At 32.4% G+C, this 25,540-nt stretch carries 16 protein-coding genes; 1 reads left to right on the top strand and 15 read right to left on the bottom strand.

What is annotated here, in order from left to right:
* Positions 1-11: 11 nt before the first annotated feature.
* The 9 genes from AC1RRN_RS01490 to AC1RRN_RS01450 form a co-directional block, all read right to left on the bottom strand.
* Positions 12-1,076, bottom strand: coding sequence for a tetratricopeptide repeat protein (locus AC1RRN_RS01490; RefSeq protein WP_492965580.1), 1,065 nt, complete (start codon positions 1,074-1,076; stop codon positions 12-14).
* A 557-nt stretch (positions 1,077-1,633) separates the two neighbouring features.
* Complete coding sequence (locus tag AC1RRN_RS01485) at positions 1,634-1,777, bottom strand: hypothetical protein (protein WP_167547713.1); 144 nt, start codon at positions 1,775-1,777, stop codon at positions 1,634-1,636.
* 50 nt (positions 1,778-1,827) lie between these two features.
* The gene (locus AC1RRN_RS01480) at positions 1,828-2,412 is read right to left on the bottom strand and encodes an RNA polymerase sigma factor (protein ID WP_026982058.1); all 585 of its coding nucleotides are present in this window, start codon (positions 2,410-2,412) and stop codon (positions 1,828-1,830) included.
* 312 nt (positions 2,413-2,724) lie between these two features.
* Positions 2,725-3,483: a glycoside hydrolase family 16 protein gene (locus tag AC1RRN_RS01475; RefSeq protein ID WP_492965579.1), complete on the bottom strand. Its 759-nt coding sequence runs from the start codon at positions 3,481-3,483 to the stop codon at positions 2,725-2,727.
* Positions 3,484-3,566: 83 nt separating this feature from the next.
* On the bottom strand, positions 3,567-5,225 hold the full coding sequence (locus AC1RRN_RS01470; protein ID WP_492965578.1) for a family 16 glycosylhydrolase: 1,659 nt from the start codon (positions 5,223-5,225) through the stop codon (positions 3,567-3,569).
* Positions 5,226-5,281: 56 nt separating this feature from the next.
* Entirely contained in the window at positions 5,282-6,883 is a 1,602-nt protein-coding gene (locus AC1RRN_RS01465; RefSeq protein ID WP_492965577.1) for a hypothetical protein, read from the bottom strand.
* 12 nt (positions 6,884-6,895) lie between these two features.
* Positions 6,896-8,395 carry a RagB/SusD family nutrient uptake outer membrane protein gene (locus AC1RRN_RS01460; protein ID WP_492965576.1) on the bottom strand — a complete coding sequence of 500 codons (1,500 nt, stop codon included), beginning with the start codon at positions 8,393-8,395 and terminating at the stop codon, positions 6,896-6,898.
* A gap of 11 nt (positions 8,396-8,406) precedes the next feature.
* On the bottom strand, positions 8,407-11,472 hold the full coding sequence (locus AC1RRN_RS01455) for a SusC/RagA family TonB-linked outer membrane protein (RefSeq protein WP_492965575.1): 3,066 nt from the start codon (positions 11,470-11,472) through the stop codon (positions 8,407-8,409).
* A 241-nt stretch (positions 11,473-11,713) separates the two neighbouring features.
* Positions 11,714-14,524 (bottom strand): triple tyrosine motif-containing protein, encoded by a 2,811-nt coding sequence (locus AC1RRN_RS01450; RefSeq protein WP_492965574.1) that lies wholly within the window; start codon positions 14,522-14,524, stop codon positions 11,714-11,716.
* Positions 14,525-14,711: 187 nt separating this feature from the next.
* On the opposite strand from AC1RRN_RS01450, the gene uvrA reads away from it, so the two are divergent.
* Positions 14,712-17,507: an excinuclease ABC subunit UvrA gene (uvrA, locus tag AC1RRN_RS01445; protein WP_492965573.1), complete on the top strand. Its 2,796-nt coding sequence runs from the start codon at positions 14,712-14,714 to the stop codon at positions 17,505-17,507.
* An 85-nt stretch (positions 17,508-17,592) separates the two neighbouring features.
* Here the strand turns inward: uvrA and AC1RRN_RS01440 are convergent, their stop codons facing one another.
* From AC1RRN_RS01440 to AC1RRN_RS01415, 6 genes are all read right to left on the bottom strand, one after another.
* Complete coding sequence (locus AC1RRN_RS01440; RefSeq protein WP_492965572.1) at positions 17,593-17,892, bottom strand: DUF8108 domain-containing protein; 300 nt, start codon at positions 17,890-17,892, stop codon at positions 17,593-17,595.
* Positions 17,893-18,130: 238 nt separating this feature from the next.
* Entirely contained in the window at positions 18,131-19,783 is a 1,653-nt protein-coding gene (locus AC1RRN_RS01435; RefSeq protein ID WP_492965571.1) for a mechanosensitive ion channel family protein, read from the bottom strand.
* A 95-nt stretch (positions 19,784-19,878) separates the two neighbouring features.
* Entirely contained in the window at positions 19,879-21,348 is a 1,470-nt protein-coding gene (locus tag AC1RRN_RS01430) for an oligosaccharide flippase family protein (protein ID WP_492965570.1), read from the bottom strand.
* Between the two features lie 40 nt (positions 21,349-21,388).
* Positions 21,389-22,672: a glycosyltransferase family 4 protein gene (locus AC1RRN_RS01425; protein ID WP_492965569.1), complete on the bottom strand. Its 1,284-nt coding sequence runs from the start codon at positions 22,670-22,672 to the stop codon at positions 21,389-21,391.
* A 65-nt stretch (positions 22,673-22,737) separates the two neighbouring features.
* Entirely contained in the window at positions 22,738-25,197 is a 2,460-nt protein-coding gene (locus AC1RRN_RS01420; protein ID WP_492965568.1) for a YfhO family protein, read from the bottom strand.
* 50 nt (positions 25,198-25,247) lie between these two features.
* Positions 25,248-25,532 (bottom strand): DUF4834 family protein, encoded by a 285-nt coding sequence (locus AC1RRN_RS01415; RefSeq protein ID WP_072971505.1) that lies wholly within the window; start codon positions 25,530-25,532, stop codon positions 25,248-25,250.
* Between the last annotated feature and the right edge of the window lie 8 nt (positions 25,533-25,540).

Raw genomic sequence — 25,540 nt, 5'->3', positions numbered from 1 at the left:
CTTTTTATTTTTTACATGCTACTTTTTAGAGCATTATATTCATTCGTCATATCGAGTGATCTGTAAATTCCTAAAAGTGATTTTGTTGCATCTGTATTTTTAGGTTCTAAAGTAAGGGCTTTTTTAAGATATGGAATTGCACTACGGGCAATATCATCTTTTTTAGCATTTAATTTATCATACTTCTGCATCTCTGCCGCCGAAGTTCCTAAATTTGCTATTTCATCAGCAATATTTCTTTTCTCCTCTAATTTCAGATAAGCCATATTAATATAAGCATCAACATAATTAGGGTCAAGTTCTAAAACATAATTATAAATCACTTCAGCTTTTGCGTAATCTTTGTTTTCCATGTAAGAATAAGCTAAATTACTATTAACACTTATTTTTCTAGAAGGAACCGACTCTGTTCTTGGTTTCTCGTAAAGCCCTTGCTGAATAGCTGATTCTCTGGCTTTTGGCGAAACAAAAACATCTTCTTCTTTTGTTTTCTTGTTTGTGGCATAATACAAAACTCCATTCCCGGAAAAATTAATCTTTTTTAGGGTCTCATAATATTTAATTGCTGAGTTATAATCTTTTGCGTTAATAGATGACGATGCAGCATTGTATAAGTTTAATGTATCTTTTTTATCAAACAAATAAACTTTGTAACTTTTCTCTGCACTTTCTTTGAACTTTCCTGCATTAAAATCGGCCATTGCCCCATTAACAAGGCTTGATTTCATTTCTTTTAATGCCGCATTCGCTTTAACGGTAAATTTGAATTTTCCTGATTCATTTTCATACAAAAATACATCCTGATATGCCTGAGAAGCCAATGTAAAATTATTAGCGGCATCTATATTTTTTACTGCCAAATCTTTTAAAACATTTCCTTTTAAAAAATAATAGTCTGATTTAGCTTCATCAGCTGCATTAATTATAAGATATTCTGTTTTATTTAAAATGGCCAGCGCTTCCTCACTTTTTCCTTTGTCATACAAAGATTGCGCTTCTTTAATTTGTTCTTGTTGAGCAAATGCTCCGATGGTTATCAATAGAAAAAATGATACTATCTGTAGGTTCTTCTTCATGTTGGTTAGATTTGGTTGTAAAATACACTTGGGGTTTCTTATAAGTGATTTTTAATTAAAGAATACATTTTTAGATAAAATGAAATTCTAGAAGTCACTTGCTGTAATGCTTTTTATAAAAGCATTTAAAGATGTACAACAAACTAACAAAATAAGTCAGTGTAATTTTTCTTCATATATTATTGCTTCTTTTGGTTAAACATTTATTTCCTTACATCATTAATAATTATCCAATCATTTGATTGTTTTAATATGAAAAAAACCTCTAATGAGTAAATTTTCTGTATTTAAATCAACTTTTTTAACTAAAATAAAACTAAATACCGAATAAACAAATAAATTTTAACCTAAATATAACATTTTAACTAAACCTAAAGAAAAATCAGACAAAATCTAATTATATGAAATTAAAAAAGCTAAAAATACATCCTAATAATCTTACTTATTTTTTAAATAATAAAAAAAACTCACTATCTGTATTTATGTACAAATAGTGAGTTTTTCAAACCAAAAAATGGTTTTCTTAAAATAAACATCCGACTGAAATAGTGGGCTGTTTAATTAGCTATAATCTCAAAACTTTTATCTTTAACTTTCACAACAGTTAATGCTTGTGAATAGTTTAGCAAGAAAGAAACAACTTCTTTCTTAGGTTTTAGATTTTTAGAAGCTAATTCCTTCTTAGAGTAAATTTTCGCCATACTATAAATATGTTTATATAAAGTATAACGAGCTAATATACAAAATAGTATTAGTTGGTTAAAATAATTTGATGTTTATCAATTATTTTTCTCAAATTCATTAAAGCGTAACGCATTCTTCCTAACGCTGTATTGATACTAACATCTGTAAGTTCAGAGATTTCCTTAAAACTCATGTCCTGATACATACGCATTACCAATACTTCTTTTTGATCTTCAGGAAGTTCTTCGATCAATCTTTTCAAGTCAACTTCGACCTGATCGACGATCATTTTGCCTTCAATAGTTAAAGAATCGTCAGACATCACAGAAAAAATAGAAAACTCTTCTGTTTCTCTGTACATTGGCATTTTTTTAGTTTTACGGAAGTGATCCACTATTAAGTTGTGAGAAATACGCATAACCCAAGGCAAAAATTTACCTTCTTCATTATATGAATTGCTTTTTAAGGTTTTAATAACCTTGATAAAAGTGTCTTGAAAAATATCGTTTGAAATATCTCTATCAGCAATCTTTGAATATATGAATCCATATATTTTAGACTCGTGCCTTTTAATTAATATCGAAAGAGCAGTTTCATTGCCTTCAATATAATTCTTTACTAATAGAGCGTCTGGAATATGCAGATCAGCCATAATACTACTTTTTTAGTTTTTATAATTTGGAGTAATTTTTCTAAAAAGTAATTTTATTGTATAGGCGTATCTTTTTTTAGTTTATGTTAATATCGTGACCAAATTTAACAAATAATTATTTTAAAAAGCAAATAAAATGAAGAATAATTAACAGCAAAATATTAAAAAAAATAAATAAAACTTAAACTTAATCGACAAAGTGTGTTAAAATATCATATTTAAGAAATGTTAAGAGTATAAAAAAATAGACATAAATAACTTACAATCAAACACTTAAGACACTTATATCTATTTTTTTCAGTATTTTATTTCCTATTGATAAACGCGTACATAATCTATATAATACTTTTGCGGGAGTACCTTATCATCTACTTCAGGACCTCCAAAATTTCCTCCTATCGCTAAATTAACAATGATATAAAAAGGTTTATTAAAAGGCCAGGTATCTTCGTTTTTTACTGGAGGATTAAAAGTATATACTAAAGTCTTATCGACAAAAAAATCAATTTTATCCTTCGTCCATTCAATTGCATAAACGTGGTATCCTTCTTCAATATCGGGGAAAGCAGTTCTTTTTGTATTAATCGTATTTCCGTGACTGTCTTGTGTATGCAACGTCGTATACACCATATGAGGATCTCGACCAATGTATTCTAAAATATCTATTTCACCGGTTTTTGGCCAATGAACTTCATCAATATTAGCGCCTAACATCCAAAATGCCGGCCATAAACCGTGTCCTACTGGTAATTTTGCCCTTGCTTCTATTCGACCATACAAAAAATCTTTTTTGCCTTTTGTTGTAATTTTAGTTGAGGTGTATTTGTTTCCTTCTTTTTTTGCTTCGATAACTAAATTGCCATCTTTAAACTCATGATTGGTTTTGGTATAAATTTGTCTTTCATTATTTCCGAAACCGCAAAGATTTGGGCAACCATCGCCAACTTCGAAATTCCAGTCTTTTTCATTTAAATTTTTATTGTTGAAATTTTCTTCCCAAACGAGCTTCCTCTTTATTTCTTGTGCGAAACAAAAACTGCTAATTAATAGCAATACCATTATTTTTTTCATAGTATCATTTTAAAATTACAAAAATTAAGAAGGTCAGCCTAAAACTGACCTTCTCATTTCATTATTACTAATTAATCTATAATCTATTGATATACTCTCACGTAATCAATCTCCATAGAAGACTGCGTGAAAGCCGCATCAATATTGCCTCCCAAGTTACCTCCCATTGCGACATTTAAAATTAAGAAAAAGTCACTGTTAAAAGGTAAAGAGCCATCGTTTGGAACAGAATGAATCTGAACATCATCTACAAATGTTGTAACTGATGCCGCACTCCAAACCGCTTTATAAACATGAAATTCGGTTGAAACATTTGGTATTGTTTTAGAGCCTGTATTTCCACTTCCTCCAGAGTGTCCGGGATAATGAAGTGTGCTCAGAATCACATTTTGGTTATTACCAACATGTTCCATAATATCAATTTCTCCACAGGCTGGCCAGGGTTTTGTGGCATAATTTTGTCCTAACATCCAGATTGCCGGCCAGGTTCCCGCACCGATTGGAAGCTTAGCCTTAACCTCAATTTTTCCGTAAGTAAACGCAAATTTAGCATCCGTTTTTAATCGTGCCGAAGAATAATCAGCTCCGCCTGAAGCTTCTTTTTTGGCTGTAATTTTTAAACTTCCACCTTGTACAATTACATTTGTAGCCGAGTTAGTATAATTCTGTTTTTCATTATTTCCCCAACCGTTATCGCCTTTGCCTAAATCGTAATTCCATTTCGTAGCATCTGGTGCTCCATCGGTATTAAATTCATCTGACCAAACTAGTTTTGTAAAATCTGCTGGTGGAGCCTTAGTTGGTTTTGTTGTGGTAAAAATATGATACCATGCTAATGCAGTATTTCCACCCATAACCGCTCTTACTACCATTCTATTAGCTGTAATTGACAAAATCTCATAAGAACTCTGACCAATATAATAGCCCATAAATCCGTTATCAGAAAAATTCATTGTAGTTCCTCTGGTTTGAGTCGCATGATTTGGATTTGACATTACAACTGATTCAGAAGGGCTTAATGATACTGATTTTTTACCCGAAGTATTGTATGACAAGCAAGAATCATCTGGTCCGCTTCCTCCGGCTACGCTTGCAAAAGCAGCGTTAAAGAAAGTTGATCCACCATTATCTAATTGAAATTTCAATTGATCACTTTCAAGAGAGAATGTCAACACATTTTCGTATAAACAACTACTGCTTGGTGAACCGGCTTTTTCAAAAGCACCCGCCATATAGTAGTTTGCATAATAGTTTTTAGTGGCATCTCCATCATTTTGACCAACACCTAAATGTCCTGGTTCTGATGCTGACCAATACCATTTTTTAGAAGTACCGCCAGTTAAAAACTGAACCGCTTCATCATCGCTGAAATTACTCAATACCTCAACATCAATTGTGGTATTTGTCGCAACACCTCCTTTTCCTGAAGCAATTACTGTTACCGTATATTTGTTCAATCCTGTTTTAGTAAAACGCTTTGTAAATACGCCACTTGGAGCATTTTCTGTAGTACCGTCAGGAAATACATATTTGTATGAAATAGCGTTATCTGCAGTTGCGGTAAGTTTTACCATTCCTGATCCATCTCCGTTGGGAGCGGCGGTTGTTTTTCCAACAATTTCAGCCTTAACCTGCAAATTTGTTGGTGAAGACAAATCGCCAAAAGCATAATCATCTTTTTGACAACTTATCACTAACAGCAGAGCAAAAAGTAATACGAAGTATTTATTATATTTTTTCATTTTGTTATTTTTTATAAAATGTAAATTCATTTTAATGTCAGTTAAATTTTCCTGTTTTATTTATGGAAATAAACATTATCTATATAAATAGTATGTGCTCCGCTAGGATTTCCCGAATAAATAAGTTGTGCGATATGGGCTCGGGTTGTTAATCCTGTAAAATCACTTAAAGGAATATCTAAACTCACCCATGTTCCTTTTGCAGGAGCAGTAACTTTTATTTCGTGTTCTTTATCATCTCCTCCTCCATTGTACACGCCATTGGCACCAAAATCGACTAATTTTATTCTGAACTCTGTAAAATCAGCTGACCAGACATCTACATGAAAATGTGTCATTGCACTAGCATCAATTGTAGCAGTTGGTTCGATACCCACAAAATTTAAATCAGAATATTTTTTTACTGCGTTTCCTGCTACAGCCGTTTCTTCTAATGTTGCTGCTGACCAATCTGTACGCCAGGTTGCAATTGGCACATTAGAATAAGCATCACTAAACATTGAGATTACATCGCTTGCCGCTTTTGTTGGTGTTGGTGCTGCGGTATTTAATGCTTCTCCATTTTTATAGAAATAAATATTATCAATAAAAACGTTTTTACCTGCAGGAGTTCCAACTAATTTTAATTGAAAAATATCAGCAACTTTAAAATTTGTCTGACTTGTAAATGCCGAAATCGGAATATCAATACTTGTCCATTGGTTTGCAATCAGATCTTTTACAACTGGTCTTTCTCCATTAGTTTTACTGATTAGAGAAGTTTCAATTTTCTGTAAATCTGCTGTCCAAACATCCATGTGAATATAATCCATTCCTGAAACATCAACTGTTACATTATCTGCTAATGCAATTCCCTGATAATTCAAATTAGTATAATTCAGCATTTTATCGCCATTCAAATCAAACTCTGAATAACCGCCTGATTGTCCCCAGTTTGGATAGAAATTAGTTCCGGCAACATTTGTATATTTTGAGCCATAAATAGAAATTACGTTTCCTGCTGGTCTGTTAGGTGGTGTAGTAGCCGAAGTTGTCGGATTAAGCACAAGTTTAGCAGCAAATTGCTGAGTATATTCGGTTGTTTTAATTGCTGCACTTTTTGAAACTACACGAATCGTATAAGTTCCTGCTTCTTTATAAACATAAGAAACGGATTCTCCGTTATTAGCTGAAATAGGTTCTGGTTTACCAGCTTCTCCAAAATAAACATCATAAAACAAAGCAAAATCAGCTGTTGCTTTAACTGTTACCTTTTTAGAAACCGATATATCATTTGTAATAACCACTTTTAAATTTTCAGGAGCTCTAAAAGAAACAACAACCTGTTGCGTCACTTCAGTTGTTTTTCCTGAAATTCCCATTGCGATAATTTTCGACTGATAGATACCTTCTTTATAAGTATGCGTTGTTGTACCACCTGCTCCAAAGTAAGGAGATTCAGGAGATCCATCACCGTAATTTATTTTGTATTGTGTAACACCCTCGCCTTTCGGTATAAAAGTTACTTTACCTGAATTATCTTGTGTTACTGTGGTCAAAGCTGCTACATTAGCTGGCGCACTTATGCCATCTAAATCAATATTGCTGCTTTCATCGCTTGAACAACCAAAAAAGATTATTAAAACGAAAAGACTTATAATTAAATATATTTTTTTCATAATAGTGTTTTTTTAATATCCAGGGTTTTGTTGCCAGTTTCCATTTGCGAATTGAATTTCTTCAATAGGAAGCGGAAATAATTCATTTTTATTTGCTTTAAAACCTGGAATTTTTCCAACTGCTTTTCCAGTTCTAACTAAATCGAAGAAACGGTGTCCTTCTCCAAAAAGTTCCACTCTTCTTTCAGCCAAAATAAAATCGGTCAAAGCTGCTCCTGAAACTGAAATATCATGATTATTATCTCCGAAAGCACGTCTTCTTACCTGATTCAGATATTCTCTGGCTTTTGCATCATTATTACCAGCGCGGCTATATGACTCAGCAGCCATTAATAAAACATCTGCATAGCGGATTGCTCTGTAATTGTTCGGATTTGTAAGATTCAAATCTCCAGCGGCATTTGCGCTTCTTTTTCTTGGAAGATATTTTCTGTTGAAATAACCTGTGTCTTCATTTCCTTTTCCGAAGCTCACCCCTTTACCTCCATCAAATGAAGCATTTGCAGCAGCCCAGGCTACAATATCTAATATTGCAACATCTTTACGTTTGTCACCAACTTCGAAAGCATCTGCACTTTCTTTGGTTGGAATATTAAAACTAAATCCAGAAGAAAATAATGGTCCTGAATAATTACGGATTCCACTAAAACCAACAGCAACGTTACCTTCACTACATTGTAAACAAGTAAAACCAGCACCTTCAACATCTGTATATTGCACTTCAAAAACAGATTCTATTCCGTTTTCTCCTTCTAATTCAAACATTGCATTATAGTCTGATTGCAATGCATATTTTCCTGATCCTATTACTGCATCCAGAACTGTTGCTGCTTGTGCAAATTTATTTTGATACAAATAGGCTTTTCCTAATAATGCCTGTGCTGCACCTTTTGTCACTCTTCCCTTTTGAGATGCCGTTGGAGATAAATTAGCGGCAGCAAAAATCAAATCAGCCTCGATTGAAGCATACACTTCCTGAGTTGTTGATCTTGGTACTGTTTTTTCATCTCCAACTTTAAATCTAACATCTCCTTTCATCGGGATTCCACCAAACCATTTCACTAACTCAAACTGGTAATATGCTCTCAGAAAACGTGTTTCTGCGATTAGCTGGTTTTTTCCCTCAAAATCGGTTTTATCTTTAAATTCAAGAATATAGTTGGCTCTTTGAACTCCTGCAAACATCCAATTCCAGATATCTCTTAAATTGCTGTTCACTGGTGTGTGAATCATATCGTCTATTTGCTGAAAACCAATTACGTCTGTAGGGCTTTCTCCTCCACATAATGTATTGTCTGAAGCAATTTCTCCTAACAAAACATTCACATACGAAGATTGCAACAAATCATAAGTGGCAACTAAGGCATCATTATAGTCTTCTTTTGAATTGAAATAATTTTCAGAATCTATAGAATACTTTGGTTTAGGACTTACAAACTCGTCTGAACAAGAAATACTTATTGTCGAGAACAGTGTAAGTGTTATAATGGTTGTGATTAAATATTTTTTCATTTTTATTGAAATTAAAAATTAATGTTTAAACCCAATAAATAGGTTCTTGGAACTGGATAAAAACCGTAATCAATTCCGGCACCAATTGGTGATTGAGAAACGCCATCCTGATTTGTAGGCCCTGCTGAAGAACCTGGATCAAAACCTTTATATTTAGTAAAAGTGTATAGGTTATTTACTCCTGCATAAAGTCGTAGTTTCGTAATTCCTGCTTTTTGAGATACATTTGGATTAAGTGTATAACCCAATTGTATGTTTTGAATTCTGAAATAAGAAGCATCTTCTACAAAATAATCTGAAAGTACATTGTTTGCAGTTGCTCCCGTAGTTACGCGAGGCACAGTAGTACTTGTTCCTTCGCCTGTCCATCTGTCTAAAACATAATCTAAACGATTGGCATCAGAAAGTACTCTCTCATAATTACGCACCATATCATTTCCAACTGAAGCAAAACTGTAAAGTGCAAAATCAAGGTTTTTATAATTTAACTGTAAATTAAATCCCATTGTAGCTTCTGGAATTGGATCTCCAATATTGGTTTTATCTTTGGTATCAATTACGCCATCTCCATTTAAATCTACATAACGAATATCTCCTGGTGCAGCATTTGCTCCTAAGGCCAATTGTGATGGATGCGCATCAACTTCTGCCTGATTTTGAAATAATCCATCTGTTTTGTAGCCGTAAAAATATCCTATTGGTTTTCCTGCTTCCATGCGTGAAGCTGCTGGCTGACCTACTCCAAAACCACCTTGTTCAATAATTCCTGTTCCGTTATTTACTTCTAACACTTCATTTTTAATAAAGGTTACGTTATAACCTACACTCATGCTAAAAGAATCTGAAAATTTTTCTTTATAATCAATAGCAAATTCAAAACCTGAATTTCTAACAGAACCTGCATTCAGTGTCGGAGCACTTGCACCCGGAGCGCCAATTCCTATAATTCCTGAAACCGGAATATTTGGTATCAAAAGATCATTTCTGGTATCTATAAAATAATCTGCAACGACAGAAACTTTATCATTAAATAATCTTAAATCTAAACCGACATCAAACTTTTTAGCTTCTTCCCATTTCAAATCAGGATTAGGGATTTGTCCTGTTGCTTTTCCGCTTGTTAAATTACCATCAAATACATAAGTAGCTTCTCCTGTTAAAAGTGATAAGTAACCATTATTCGGAATTTGATCATTACCTAAAGTACCATAACTCGCTCTGAATTTTAAGAAGTTTACTGTTTTTGATTCTCCAAAGAAACCTTCATCAGAAACTACCCATCCTGCTGTAAAAGAGGGAAAATATCCCACTTTATTTCCCGGACCAAATTTTGTCGATGAATCACGTCTGATCATTGCTGAGAAAAGATACTTTCCTTTATAATCGTATTGTGCTCTTCCAAAATAAGAAAGTCTTCTTTGGTCGTAAACGTATCCACCGGTATTTAATGCAGTTGGCAATCCTCTGGTTAAAGATAAATCTGCATATTCCCATGAATTATTAGGAACGTCAAATCCTGTAGCATTAGCTGAATTTCCCCATGTTTTAAAAATAGTATTACCCAGTGTAGCGGTAATATTATGGTTCTCTGCTATTTTTGCGGTATAAGTTCCGTAGATATCAAATGAATAATCATTATCATTTGTGGCAGTTTGTGTTACAGAACTTCTTTGTACATCAAAAACTTTTCCGCCATAACTAATTTGTTTTCCAAATGTTTTGCCTTCGCTGTTTGCAGTATTAAATCCAATTGAACTTGATAATACAAATCCTTTGAAAATTTTATAATCAAAACCAAAATTACCATTCAGCTTTTTAAAATTATAATCGTTATAAGTATTAGCAATCTGCGCTAACGGATTTATAATTTCTGTTCCCAATCCTGTTGTACTTGGCACTAAAGTAAAATCGCCGTTTGCGTCGTATGGAGCAAAAGTTGCCGGTACGTTTAATGCATTAAATAATATAGATCCTAATCCGTTTTCATTAATTGTTTTTCTGTTGAAGTAGGTATAAATTACATTTGTTTTTACTTTGAATTTATCGCTTAGATCAGCACCTAAAGCTATTCTGGCAGTGTTTCTTAAAAACCCGGATTTATCCTGTCCTACAACACCTTCCTGATCCAAATGTGAACCACTGATAGAATAGGTAATTTTTTCAGATCCTCCGGAAATTGTTAAATCAGTATTTAAAATTGGTACACCTGTACCCAAAACTTCTTTTTGCCAATCTGTTCCTTTTCCTAAACCACTTACATTCGGATAAGGAAGTGCCTTTCCTCCATTTGCATAACTTTCATTTAATAATAAGGCATATTCAGTAGCATTCAGCATTGGTAATTTTCTTGAAGCTTCCTGAAATCCTGAATAACTATTAAGAGAGACTTTTGTTTTTGAATTTTTCTTTCCCATTTTAGTGGTAATCAAAATGATTCCGTTTGCACCAATTGTTCCATAAATGGCAGCTTGTGCATCTTTTAAAACAGTAATAGTTTCAATATCATTTGGATTTAACAGACTTAAGTCTCCTACATAACCATCAATAATGGCTTGCGGACCATTCTCTCCGTTTGTGGCTATACCACGAATACGGATATCTAATTTTGCACCTGGTGCTCCGGATTGTGTAGTTACATTAACTCCGGAAACAGTTCCCTGCAAAGCTTGTTCTACCTTTACAGGTTTTAAAATGTCCAGAGTTTTGCTGTCTACTACAGAAACAGCTCCGGTTACTTCTCTTTTCTTTTGAGATCCGTAACCAATCACAACAACTTCATCAAGAGATCTGGCGTCGTCGCTCATTTTTACTGTTATTTTGGTTCCTGAAACTGCAACTTCCTGCGTTTTAAAACCTATATAACTGAAAACGATTGTAGTTCCTTTTGGAACTCCTAATAATTTAAAAGAGCCATCAAAGTCTGTGGTTGTACTTTGAGAGGAACTTTTAACTTTTACATTTACGCCCGGTAGTGATAATCCCGAGCCATCTAGTACCGTTCCGCTAACATCAAAATTCTGCGAAAATGCAAAAGATGTAAACAGTAATAGTACGGTTAGTAATAATTTTGATTTCATAATTAGTTAGTTTTTATTGAAAGATAAATTTATCTGATCCCATTAGGAAAACGATAAAATTAACCTCAACAAAAAACATACATCATAAAAAAAATATCACTTAATTACCAATATATCAAAAAATAGCCTGATTTAACTATAAATCACAAATGTTAATTTCTTTAACAAAAACACTACAAAAGCACAACAAAACGTTAATGTTGAGGTAATGTATAGTTTTTTGAACGCGTTTTTTGATTTCCTATACAGCCAGGATATATTCGACTAAACCAATTTCGTGCTGTAAATCCATTTTTTTACGCAAACGATACCTTTTTATTTCAACACTTCGAACCGAAATATTAAAAAGTGGCGCAATTTCTTTAGACGAAAGATTCAATCGCAAATAAGCACATAATCTTAAATCGTTTGGAGTTAATAAAGGATGTAGTTGTTTGATCCTTTTTAGGAAATCTTTATCAGCACTGTCAAAAGCTTCTTTAAAAACATTCCAGGAATCTTCTTCCGTAATATTTTTATTAATTGTGCTAATTACTGATTTGATGTTTTTATTATCATCCTGAGCCGTTTTCTTCAAATCTTCTTTGATAAAAGCCAGCAATTCATTTTTACTATTTAAGCTCATTGTAGAAACGGCCAATTCACGATTTTTGGTATCAACATCCTGAGAAAGCTGTTCGTTTCTTAATTTCATTAATTGTCGTTCATTTTCTAATTCTTTTATTTCAAGTAAAAGATTATTCTCTTCAATTAATTTCTCTTTTTGTTTATGATAATAATTTCTATAAGCCTTATTGATAAAATAAGCCATTACCAACATTAACAAAAAATAAATAAACCAGGCCAGATTAGTCAGATACCAAGGCTTGAGAACGACAAATGTATAAGCGGCTGTATTCTGCAAAATTGTATTTGCATACCGCGCTCTTACTTTAAAGGTATATTTTCCGGGAGATAAATTCTTAAAATTCACTGTAGCCTTAGTACTCCACTCACTCCAATCATTCTGAAATCCTTCTAATAAATATTGATATTCAGAATTGATATATTTGTTGTACTCCGGTACTGTATAATTTAATGTGATATTGTTTTCATTAGAACCAAAATTCCCTTCCTTTTGAATTTCAACATTATTCAATGTTTGATTTTGTTTGTTAATGGCAATATCAGTAATGAAAACAGTATAATTTTTAAAACTTAAATCATCAATATTTAAGGTATAATAACCATCTGTTGTGCCAATTAAATAAGTTGATTTTGAAATTTGGGTAATATTCTCATACCCCAACATCGAATTGGTCAACGAAGACGGAATCGGGATAACATTTTGCTTTAGCTGATTACTTAGTTTACTTGCTGAGAAATAATGAATATAATTTTTAGAAAATAACCAGATTTTATTCGAATTATCAACAATCAATTTACCAGAAGTATATTCGTCTTTTTCGAAGATAGAACTGAGCAAATTATCTTTCTCGAATAATTTTGTTTTCGGATTTAGTTTAAAAATTCCGCCTTTATAAGCATAATAAATCTGATTATTGAATTTGGTCAAACTTGCATTTTTTCCCTTTTGAGGAGATTTGTACGTGTAAAAACCATGCGTTTTTGACAAAGATTTATCTAAGTTTAACCTAAAAATCCCTTTGTATTCGTGACTTACATAAACATCCAGATTATTTGTTATTTCGAAGTATCTGGACGAATAATCAAAACCTTTAATTTTATTTTTGAAAACCCATTGATTGTTTATTTTTTCTAAGACCGAAATTCCGTAATAATTCCCCTGAAGCAACTGATTTTTATTGTTTGGAAGCGGTTCAAACTTCCATGTTCCAGAAGCCGGAAATATATTTCTCGCTGAATCATTTGATACAATAAAAGTTCCGGAATCATGCCCGCAAAAAAGGGTATTATCATATACAAAAAGTGACCAAACCTGCCCTTTTGTACCATTGATAAACTTAAACTCTGTATTGCTTTGATTTGGTTTACAAAATAATCCCTGATTTGTTCCAACATACAGCATTCCATTAAAAGTTGCCGATGCATAAACTGTTCCCAGAACACCAGAATCATCTGTAAAACTATGTACCGGCGAATTAATATTGATACAATTGATTCCGTTATCTAATCCTGCCCATAAATTCTGGTCTTTGTCTTCAAAAAGCGATAAAGCGGTATTATTACTCAAACCTTTGCTCTGAGAAATATGATATTTGAGTCTTCCTTTATCTGATAAAATAAAAATTCCGTTAGAAACTGTTCCCAAAGCAAAACTTCCGTCCTGAAGAAGCTGACTACTATAGACGAAACTCGACTTCAATTCTGCGTCAACATCTGTTGAAAATCGGGTTAAAGTATTTCCAATTAATTTATAAATACCATCCAATTGCGTTTGAATTAGCAAGCCATCATCTGTTGTAAAAACATTGACAATCGTAAATTTCTTCAAAATTGGATGATCAGAAACTAATTTGGCTTTTCCGCTTTCAATTTCAAAAAGCCCTTCTTTTATCGTTTGGAAATAAATAGCATTTTTTGGTGCAAACGATTTTATAACACCATTTTTTGGTCCGATGATTTTAAATTTTCCTGTTTTCGTATCATAAATATAAATTCGGTTTAAGGATTGAAACAAAATCCATTGATCGTATTTCAGGATATTCCAAAACTGTTCGTCATCTAATATTTTATTTTTGATGGTGTCACTGAGCGAAGTATATTTTAATTTTCCATTAGTTTGTCTCGTCCAGAAACCAAAATTCATATAAGAACCTGTATAAATTTTATTACCAATTACTTTTACTGAACGAATAATAGTTTCGTTTGGAGCCTTATATAATTGCCAGGTTGTTCCATTATATTCTAAAAGTCCATCGTTATTGGCAAAATATAAATAGTTTTGATCATCCTGCGAAATCATCCAACTTTGATTTCCGGCACCATAAACGGAAGAAGAATATTTTACTATGGGTGGAAACTCCTGTGAAAACAGGAAAAAACTCATCAAAAAAAACAGTACAGATAGTTTTGCTTTCAAAATTGGCATTGGTATTAATTTATTGTAAAAACAGTTCTAAAATAGCTTATTTTATATTGAAACAACAAGTTTTTAGCAAAAAAAATATCAATACCAAAAACCTCTTATCCTTGATAGATTTAGTTAAAATTTGGAACAATCTCATTAACAAAACTCAATTCAAAATTGATTACTTTTGTAAAAATTGACTTTTTTTATGCAAATTGATCTTTCAAAACTCGACCCAAAACATAATATTATAATTAAAGGAGCGCAGGTACATAATTTAAAAAATGTAGATGTTGCTATTCCCCGAAATAAACTGGTTGTAATCACAGGTCTTTCAGGATCAGGGAAATCCAGTTTGGCTTTTGATACTTTATACGCCGAAGGACAACGTCGTTATGTTGAAAGTTTATCATCATACGCACGTCAGTTTTTGGGACGTCTTGACAAACCAAAAGTAGAATACATAAAAGGTATTGCGCCTGCCATTGCAATTGAGCAAAAAGTCAATACAACTAATGCGCGTTCGACAGTTGGTACTTCAACTGAAATTTACGATTACGTGAAACTTTTATTTGCGAGAATTGGTCGTACTTATTCGCCTATTTCCGGACAAGAAGTCAAAAAAAACACTGTTACCGATGTTGTTTCTGATGTAAAAGCATTAGAATTAGACAGTAAATGGTTGTTGCTTTCGCCTATTCATTTAGAAGAAGGAAGACAACTTGAAGACAAATTAAAAGTACTTTTACAACAAGGTTTCGCCCGTATTTTAGTTGATAATGAAATGGTTCGTTTAGATGAATTTACACCCACTGAAATCCATAAATTAGACAATAAAGACATTTTATTAATCATTGACAGAATTGTTGTTAAGGACGAAGAAGAATTCTATAATCGCTTAGCCGACGCTGTGCAAACTGCTTTTTTTGAAGGAAAAGGAATTTGCTATTTGCAAGAATTAAATTCAGATAAAAGATTTACCTATTCGAATAATTTTGAACTGGACGGAATTACTTTCTTAGAGCCAAATGTTCACTTATTCAGTTTTAACAATCCATATGGTGCGTGTCCGGTTTGTGAAGGATACGGCAATATAATTGGTATTGATGCAGATTTAGTAGTACCAAATACTTCTTTATCTGTTTTTGAAAGTGCTATTTATCCCTGGCGAGGCGAAAGCATGAGCTGGTACAAAGATGAATTGGTGAAACATGCTTACAAATTCGATTTTCCTATTCACAAACCTTATTTTCAATTAACAGAAGATCAAAAAGATTTAATCTGGAAAGGAAATCAATATTTTCAAGGTTTAAATGATTTCTTTAAAGAATTAGAAGAAAAAAATTATAAGATCCAGAACCGTGTAATGTTGTCTCGCTACCGCGGAAAAACAAAATGTCATGCTTGTCGCGGAAAACGTTTACGCGAAGAAGCTTCTTATGTGAAAATTGGCGGAAAAACAGTTTCAGATTTAGTTGATCTTCCTATTAAACATTTGGTTACGTTTTTTAAAGATCTTGAATTAAACAAATACGAACAGCAAATTGCAAAACGTTTAATGGTTGAAATCAACAATCGTTTATCCTTTTTAACCGAAGTTGGTTTAGATTATCTTACACTAAACAGAAACTCTTCTACACTTTCGGGAGGAGAATCACAGCGTATAAATTTGGCAACTTCATTGGGAAGCAGTTTGGTTGGTTCGATGTATATTTTAGATGAACCAAGTATAGGCCTGCATCCAAAAGATTCAGAAAGATTAATAAAAGTTTTGCTTTCTCTTCGTGATTTAGGAAATACCGTTATTGTGGTAGAACACGATGAAGATATCATGAAAGCTGCTGATATGATTATTGATATTGGACCGGAAGCAGGAACTTTTGGAGGAAATTTGGTGGCACAAGGAACTTATGATGAAATTTTAAAGTCTGAATCGTTAACGGCGAAATACCTGAATGGAGATCTGGAAATTTCTGTTCCGAAGAAAAGAAGAAAATTCAAAAATCATATTGATATTGTTGGCGCAAGAGAAAACAACTTAAAGAATATTGATGTAACATTCCCTCTGGATGTTTTAACGGTTGTTACCGGAGTTTCAGGAAGTGGAAAAAGTACCTTAATAAAGAAGATATTATTTCCTGCCATGCAGAAAAAACTGGAAAATGCCGCCGAAAAAGCAGGTCAGTTTACAGAAATCAAAGGTTCTTTCTCACAGATAAAACATATTGAATATGTAGATCAAAACCCAATCGGAAGAAGTTCAAGATCGAATCCGGTAACCTATATTAAGGCTTATGATGATATTCGTGATTTATATGCAAAAGAAAAATTATCAAAAATAAGAGGTTATCAGGCCAAACATTTTTCTTTTAATGTTGATGGAGGCCGATGTGAAACTTGTAAAGGAGAAGGCTCTATAAACGTCGAAATGGTATTTATGGCCGATGTTTCTTTACCATGTGAAACTTGTGGAGGAAAACGTTTCAAAAAAGAAATTCTTGAAATTAATTTTGACGAAAAAAATATCAACGATATTCTAACTATGACTATCGATGATGCTATTGCCTTTTTCGAAAAAAACAAACAAACTAAAATCACGCAGAAATTACAGCCTTTACAAGATGTTGGATTAGGATATGTACAATTAGGACAATCTTCTTCAACATTATCTGGTGGTGAAGCCCAACGTATTAAATTGGCTTCATTTTTAGTAAAAGGCGCTACAAAAGATAAAGCACTATTTGTTTTTGATGAGCCAACAACCGGTTTGCATTTTCACGATATTAAAAAACTATTAAAATCATTTGATGCCCTGATCGAAAAAGGGCATTCAATAATTGTAATTGAACACAATCTTGATTTAATAAAGTGTGCCGACTGGATTATTGATCTTGGTCCGGAAGGTGGTGAAAATGGTGGTCATTTGTTGGCAACCGGAACACCTGAAGATGTTGTAAAAGTAAAAGAATCTGTTACAGGGATTTATTTAAAAGACAAACTTTAATTATAAAATCTCCAAATTAAAAAATTCCAAATTCCAATAGCGATTATCCTATTGGGATTTGGAATTTTAATTTTGTTATTAATTGTTAAGCAACCAAACATCTTTCTTCAAATGGAAAACCATCTTCATCGATAGCCACCAATATCTTTTTCTCTTTAGATGCTTGTAAGGTGAGGTATAACCACGCAAATGACCATAATCCTAAGGTTAGACAAAAAATGGTAAAATTCAAACCATGATTAACAACCTTTCCTCCTTTAGAAAGAACTGCAAAAAGCATTTTGTCATTTCTTTCTTCAAGCTTAAATCCTTTATGAACCTTATTTGATATCATATTCGAAAATACTTGTAAACTTTGTTCCTTACTCAGTTGATTCTTTTTCATAGTCCTCCTTTTTAAAATTCTAAATACTCTTTTAACTTTAACATTTAAGTAGGTAATTAATCAGATAAAAAACTTTATAATTCGTTTTTTATTGCATTTAATATGATATTCTTTATGTAATTAAATGAACTACTGCTAATAATTCAACATAAAATTAAATTTTATAAATTAAATAACAAAACGAACAACTGTTAAAATTTAAATATTAACGTCACGATATCAATATATTACCATTTTCTTAATCCTTCTTTTTAAAACTAAACGATGGGGCTTCGTAATCAGGTTTTAAATAATTTTCAGGAATAGTTGTAGTATTTCCGTCACGTAACGCACTATAATGTGGCGACATAATTTCAATTCCGGCAGCATTAAAAGAGTCTTGAATATTCTGATGCAACGAAGAATATATTCTAGGTTGCTTTGTAGGTTCTTTCGTATAAACATTTATTTGGTAAGACACATAAAAATCATCCAGACTCGTTTGCAAAACAAAAGGCTCTGGTGTTTTCTCGGTCATATCCGTTTTTAAAGCCGCATCAATCAAGGCTTTATGTATGTCTTTCCATGGTACATCATAACCAATAGTAACAGTAGTATGAATTAATAATCCATTCGTATCACGTTTTGTATTAGCTGAGAAATTAGTTGATGTACTAGACAAAACTGTTGCATTCGGTATCGTAATGTCTTCAAATTTAGGTGTTCTGATGCGCGTAACCAAAGCTGTTTTTTCGATTACTTCTCCACTTACATCACCGATCTTTATAAAATCACCAATCTTAAACGGACGCATATAGGTAATTACCAAACCGGCAACCATATTCGCGATAGCATTTGAAGAACCCAACGAAAATAAAACACCAACAAATACCGAAACTCCTTTAAAAATAGGAGAATCTGAACCTGGCAAGTACGGAAAAATTACGACAAGCATAAACGCGTACGCCAAAAATCGAATTATATTAAATGTTGGTTTGGCCCAATCACTGTAAAAACCAGCAACTTTTATGTTTTCCTTGTTTATTTCATCAACAAAAAATTTAATTATTTTGAGCGAATACCTAAAAATCAAAATAATAACAATTATAGTAAACAGATTTGGTAAAAAATCTACAAACCCCATTACTGCAGATTTTATTGGAGTAAGTGTCCATTTTAAAATTGTTGTAGTATATGCCTGAGTTGCGGGGAAAATATTAAAAAGCACCGGTAATGTCGAATACGCTATTACAAATAAAACTATAATTTTTATCAGACCAATAACGCGCATTGCAGCGAATTCTTGCTTTTCAGGAGTAAGAACGTTTATATTATTGTAATTAAAGCCTTTAAAGTACCTTTCTCTCCTTCTGGAAAAATACAATTTTATTCTATTGAAAACTTTAGAAGCAAGTACTAAAACAATTGTAAGGATTAAGATTAGCAGTGCTGTAAAACCTAATCGTTTTGGTAACAAAGAATGGTTTTCATTCTCGTAAACGATTGCCTTTTTTATGGCATTAAAATTACGTTTTGCAATCTCAGAAACGCTCTTGTTTTCAGACGCAGCATCAGCATTTAAAACAGACATGAGTATTAGATCGCCTTTGTAGACAATATCTAAGCTTATGTCTGAAGGGATCATTTTTAATGAGTCGGGATTAAAAAGATTATTCTCATAAAGTGACTTAATTCTTTCTGTAATAGCATTTGCCCTATTCTCTACAGAAAAAGATCCTACTTTATTGTAAACATAAAAAAGTGTGTCTTTAAAAGGAACAATCGGATGTCCTTTCAATTTCGGCTGAAGAATAATTGTTTGCTTCGTTTTTAAAGTATCTTTTTGAGCAGAGACTATCGAAGAAAATAAAGCAACGAACAATATTAAAAAACAAAATAATTTCTTTTTCATATTCTGCTAGAAATAAATTAGTTATCCTTTCTAACAAATATAAAACAAAATAGATTCGAAATTAAATTACTTTCATTTTTCTCAATAAAATCGTACTAAATTTTAATACCCGCCTTTTTCAAAAGACCATCAATAACTTTATTAATATCTGGTGAAATATTGAATTTATAATTTAGATAGACATATAAAATTGTTACCAAAATTGATTTCAGGGCAATACTAATTAATTGGTAAAATGGAAATTCCCAAAAGTAAAAGACAAGAAACAACGCAAATGTAAGTAACATTGAATAGATTGTTTCTTTTGTAAAAGGGTATAAATGAAGCTTTTTAACAACAAAAAGCAACTTTGCTATACTATATAAAGTAATAGACAATAATGTAGCAAATGCAGAACCGAAAATTCCAAAAATAGGAATAAAAATCATATTCAGAACAATGGTCAAAAACACTAACAATAGCCCTAAATACAATACCATTCGGTAATATTTTGTATTAAAAATGATGGCGTTATTGTTTCCTAAAATCAAGTCAAAATATTTAGATAAACCAATCATAAATACAACGGCAATACCACCGCTATATTCTTTTGGAACCAATTCATACAATTGACTGATATTAACAAAAATACAAAGCATTACAAACCCGCCTACCATTTGAAGATTAATAGACGTTTTTTTGTATAATTGATTCAATTCGTCGTGTTTGTTTTCATGCATCAGTTTTGCGGTAATCGGATATACAATTTGATGCATTGCACGGCTCGGAACAGAAATCACCAAAGCAATATAAGTTGCTACCGAATAATAAGCAATATTCTCAATCTTCATATATTGATTCAGCATCAATTTGTCACCATCTAAAAGCAAATTGGCAACGCTTCCTGAAAGGATAATAAAGAATGTATATTCCATTACATCTTTTACATTCTTAGGAATATTGATTTGAAATTTAGGCTTTTTAATATAAAATGCATAAAACATAGTTACTATAAAAGCTATGAAATATATTCCCGCTGTTACATAAACGAACTGAACTAATGTTATCCAATGAAAATACAAACCAATCAAAGCAACGGTTGAAAATAATCTTAATCCAACTTCTTTAATAAAATTTCCAAAAACCGAATGCATATGTACTCTTGCCCAGGCATAAAATATCTCAAAATAAGCCATACAAATCCCGATAAACGGAATTAGAAGCATAAACTCCTTTACAACAGGATTTTCTTTAGAAACAAAAGCCGTAATATCATCAAAGAAAAAGATCCCAATAATCCCTAAAGGAATGCACATTAATACAGGAAATAAAGCTGTAAACGATAAAAACTCTTCTCTTTCTTCCTCTGTTTTGTATTGGGAATAAAATTTAACCAAGGTATTTTGCATTCCGATAGCAAACAAAGGCATGATAACATTTGCTGCTGACAATATATAATTCGTTAATGCATAATAAGTTGCACCTAAAAAAACCGGATATAAATAAAGTGTATTAATGGCTCCAATACCGAAACCTATATAAGTAATAATAGTGTTTTTGAAAGACTGATTTAAAACAATACCCATGTTTTGAGTTTAGATTGTAGAGTTTAGATTTCTGATTTTTTTAATTAATCAACTGTGCTAATTGTTTGGTAAGGTTTTTTCTTGAATATTGTTGTAAACCAACGCCATGAGCTTGTAATTTTCCTTCCAAAAATTGATTATAAAAGTCCAAAATTACACTTTTTAACTTCGTTTTTTCAGAATAATCGAAAAATACTCCTGTATTGGTTTCTTTTATAATATCTGCGAAATCAGATCCTTGGGGACCAATGGCAATTATTGGGCGGTTTGAAACCATGTATTCGAATAATTTACCAGGAATAATACTCTTAGTATCTTCAGAATTAATTTCGATAAGAAGTAAAACTTGTGACTTTTTTTGATGCGCAATTGCTTCATGATGTGAAACGTAACCAAGAAGATTCAAATAAGAATTCAGATTAAATTCCTGAATAGAATCAAGCACTTCCTGACTTACAGCACCAATTAATTTGATTTCTAAATGTGATTTAAAATCAGGGATTTCATGAAGTAACTCAACCAGACATTCCCAAAGAAACTTTGGATTTCTATCAGATAAAAAAGAACCAATATGGGCCAAAGTAAATTTCGAATCTAAAGATTGTTTCTCTACATTTTCAATATCGTAACCGTTTGTAATTACCGAAATTGGCTTATTAGTAATAGCTTGAAATTCGGCTTTAGTCGTTTTGCTGGTTACAATAATAGTATCAGCACTATTTAGAACTTTATACTCTAAGTCTTTATGTTTTTTTGCAGCGTAATTAGACAATCGCAATGCTTTGTGATATCCAATTGTGGTCCATGGATCACGGAAATCTGCAAACCATTTTACGTTTAATTTTTCTTTTAACTCTAAACCAATTAAATGCAAACTATGTGGAGGTCCAGAAGTTACTATGGTATCAATATTATTTTCGCGAATATATTTTTCAAGATAAGAAACAGACGGTTTTACCCAAAATACACGCGCATCCGGAATAAAAAGATTACCACGAACCCAAAGAAAAGTTTTATCCAGAAAAGTTTGTTTTTTCTTTTGAGGAAAAATTCCGGAACTTATTTTCTTAGTTTTCTTTTTAGAAAAAATAGAAGCCAGTTGATAGGGTTCCCAAATTTTATTTTTAAGAACAATTACTTTATCTGAAATTTCACTTACCAAACCTTCATCCATAATGGGATAGGTTGGATTTTCCGGAACATAAACAATTGGCTGAACATTAAATTCAGGCAAATACTTTACAAATTTCAACCAACGTTGTACACCAGGGCCGCCAGCAGGTGGAAAATAATATGTAATGATTAAGAGTTTTTTTTGTTCCATTAGTTTAGAGCTGTTTCACAGAGACTCACAAAGTTCTTGCAAAGTTGCGCAAAGATTATTTAAAATTACTTTTGAGTATCTCCGTGATTTCTTTGTGAATCTTTGCGGTAGAATTTTTCAAAATAAATTCCACCAATCAAAAGCAACAACATTCCAATAGAACTCGCTAATGTAATTGTCCCACCTGTTTTTACGACTTGTGGCTCAAATTTGAATTTGATAGTATGTTTTCCACCTGGAATTTCCATGGCTCTTAAAACATAATCTACAGGGAAATGATCTGTCAATTGTCCATCAACATAAGCATTCCATCCATTTTTATAATACATTTCAGAGAAAACCGCCAAACCATCTTTTGCATTATCTGATTGATATTTAATATAGTTTGGTTTATATTCTACAACCTTTATAGTTCCAGTCGTATCCCATTGTTTTTTCAATCGGGCACTTTTAAATTTACCTTCGTAATCATGAACATTAAAAACGGCAACCTTTTTAGTATCAATGTTATTTAAAGCTTTCATAACATCGTCTGGTTTATTCACCAATCTTACTGAATCAACGAACCAGGCATTACCATTCGCATCCGGATTTACAACAGGAAATTCTTTCCCTTCTTTGTCAGTTTGAATAATATATTTCACATTTAACATGTTCAATACTTCAATATTATTTTTTGCAATCTGATAATCGAATAATTGCTGCATTCTTCTCGGTTTTGCAGCGTGATATCCTCCAATAGAATGATGGAAATAAGAAGCACGGGCACTTGAAAGGTTTCCGTTAACTTCAAAAACTCTATAATGGCCTGTATCTTTTAAAATTTGAGCGTCAGATGGTGTTTCCTGAAACGGTGCTGCAATTTCTACCGGACTAACAAAATCTTTAGCTGAAACATATTTTTTATCTACAAAAAACAAATCAAAAATCATTAAAAGGCCAACAATAATCAAAGTCGTATTTTGAGCCAGTTTATTTTTGATGAACAACCATAAAATTCCAAAAGTTAATACAATAAAGAAACCTGAACGCAATAAATCAGCAGAATACAAACTCATCCTGTCTTCTTTTAAAGCATCTACAAAAGCAGGTCCATATGTCTGTAAGAAATAATCATCACTTGATCCACTAAAATGGAACATGCTTTTCGTAAAAACAAAAATCAATAAAATCCCTAAGCCAAAAACTCCAGTTTGAATTAAAGCTTTCTGTTGAAGTTTAGGTTCATCTTTGGTTTTAAAAAAAGATTGCAATCCCATAACAGCCAAAACAGGGAAGCATAACTCAAGAATAACCTGAATAGAAGAAACAGCTCTAAATTTATCGTACATAGGAACATAATCGATAAAAAAGTCTGTTAATACCGCAAAATTTTTCCCCCATGAAAGCACTAATGAAAATAATGCTCCACCAAGAAATACATATTTTATTTTTCTGTCATCAATAAACAATGCTAATACGCCTAAAAAGAAAACAACAACTCCAATATAGGCAGGAGCTGCAACAATAGGCTGATCGCCCCAATAAGTAGGCATTCCTGACACAAAATCCTGAGCTTGTCCTGAAGGAACTCCTTGTTCGATCATAAAAGAATACATTCGGCTGTCTGTACCAACATTTTCATGATTAGAACCACCAAAAAGTCTAGGCGCAATAAGATTAAAACTTTCCGCAATTCCGTAACTGTATTCTGTAATATATTCCCGGCTTAAGGCATTTTCATTTGTCTTTTTAGATCCATCCGGATTAAAAGTCAATTCGCTATTACTACGGGTACTAAACTTTGCATATTCGCTTGTTGCTAATAAATTTCCAGCATTTGCACCAATCGCGAAAATTCCGGCCACAGCCAAAACTCCAATTGCTGTTAAAAGTCCCTTATATTCTTTTTCCTTAATAAATTGAAAAGCAAAATATCCTGAAAGAATAAGCAAGAAGATCAAAAGATAATAAGTCATTTGAAAGTGATTTGCATTTACTTCCAATGCAACCGCAAACATGGTGAGCAAACCTCCCCAAATATATTTTTTTTGAAAAACCAGTATAAAACCAGCTATCACAAGTGGCATATAAGCAATTGCATGCGCTTTTGCATTATGACCAACTCCTAAAATAATGATTAAATAAGTAGAAAAACCGAACGCAATTGCGCCTATAAATGCTTTAAGAGGATCTGTTTTTAAAACTAACAACAAACCATAAAAACCTAAGAAGTAAAGAAAAAGATAGTCAGCTGGACGAGGTAAAAAACGTAGAACATCATCTAGTTTACCTACAAAATCATTAGGATAATTGGCTCCTAACTGATAAGTTGGCATTCCACCAAAAGCAGAATTTGTCCAATAAGGCTCTGTATGTTCAGCGGCTCTAAAGTCATTTTGCTCTTTTGCCATTCCGGTATATTGCGCAATATCCGACTGGAAAATTTGTTTTCCTTGTAAAACTGGATAAAAATAAATTAGCGAAACGAGAATAAAGCCCAATATAACAAGGGCGTGCGGATAGAACTTATTTACTATTTTCAATTTAGGTTGGTTTGGGTTAAATGATGAATCCTATTATTTAGGACACAAACTTAATCTATTTCTTCGTAATCAACATAATCGCCCACCTTTTTGGTTTCGCGAGGATTTTTTGCATTAGCAGTGTTGATGATTATCTCATCATTATTAGTACGTGTTTTTTGCCATGAGTTATCCTGGCTATATTGTTGCTGTCTCTGAAAATTTTCGCCTGCTTTTTCAACCGCTTTTTTTACCAATACTGGCAAAAAGATTCTGGCTAAAAATTTGAAAATATAATAAAACGCAATGATCCACATTATCGTTTTAAACAAATTTGTAAAAGATGCTTCTTGCATAATCGTAT

The sequence above is a fragment of the Flavobacterium sp. GW821-FHT11G01 genome, assembly GCF_058808175.1.
This window is presented reverse-complemented; position numbering and strand designations above follow the sequence as displayed.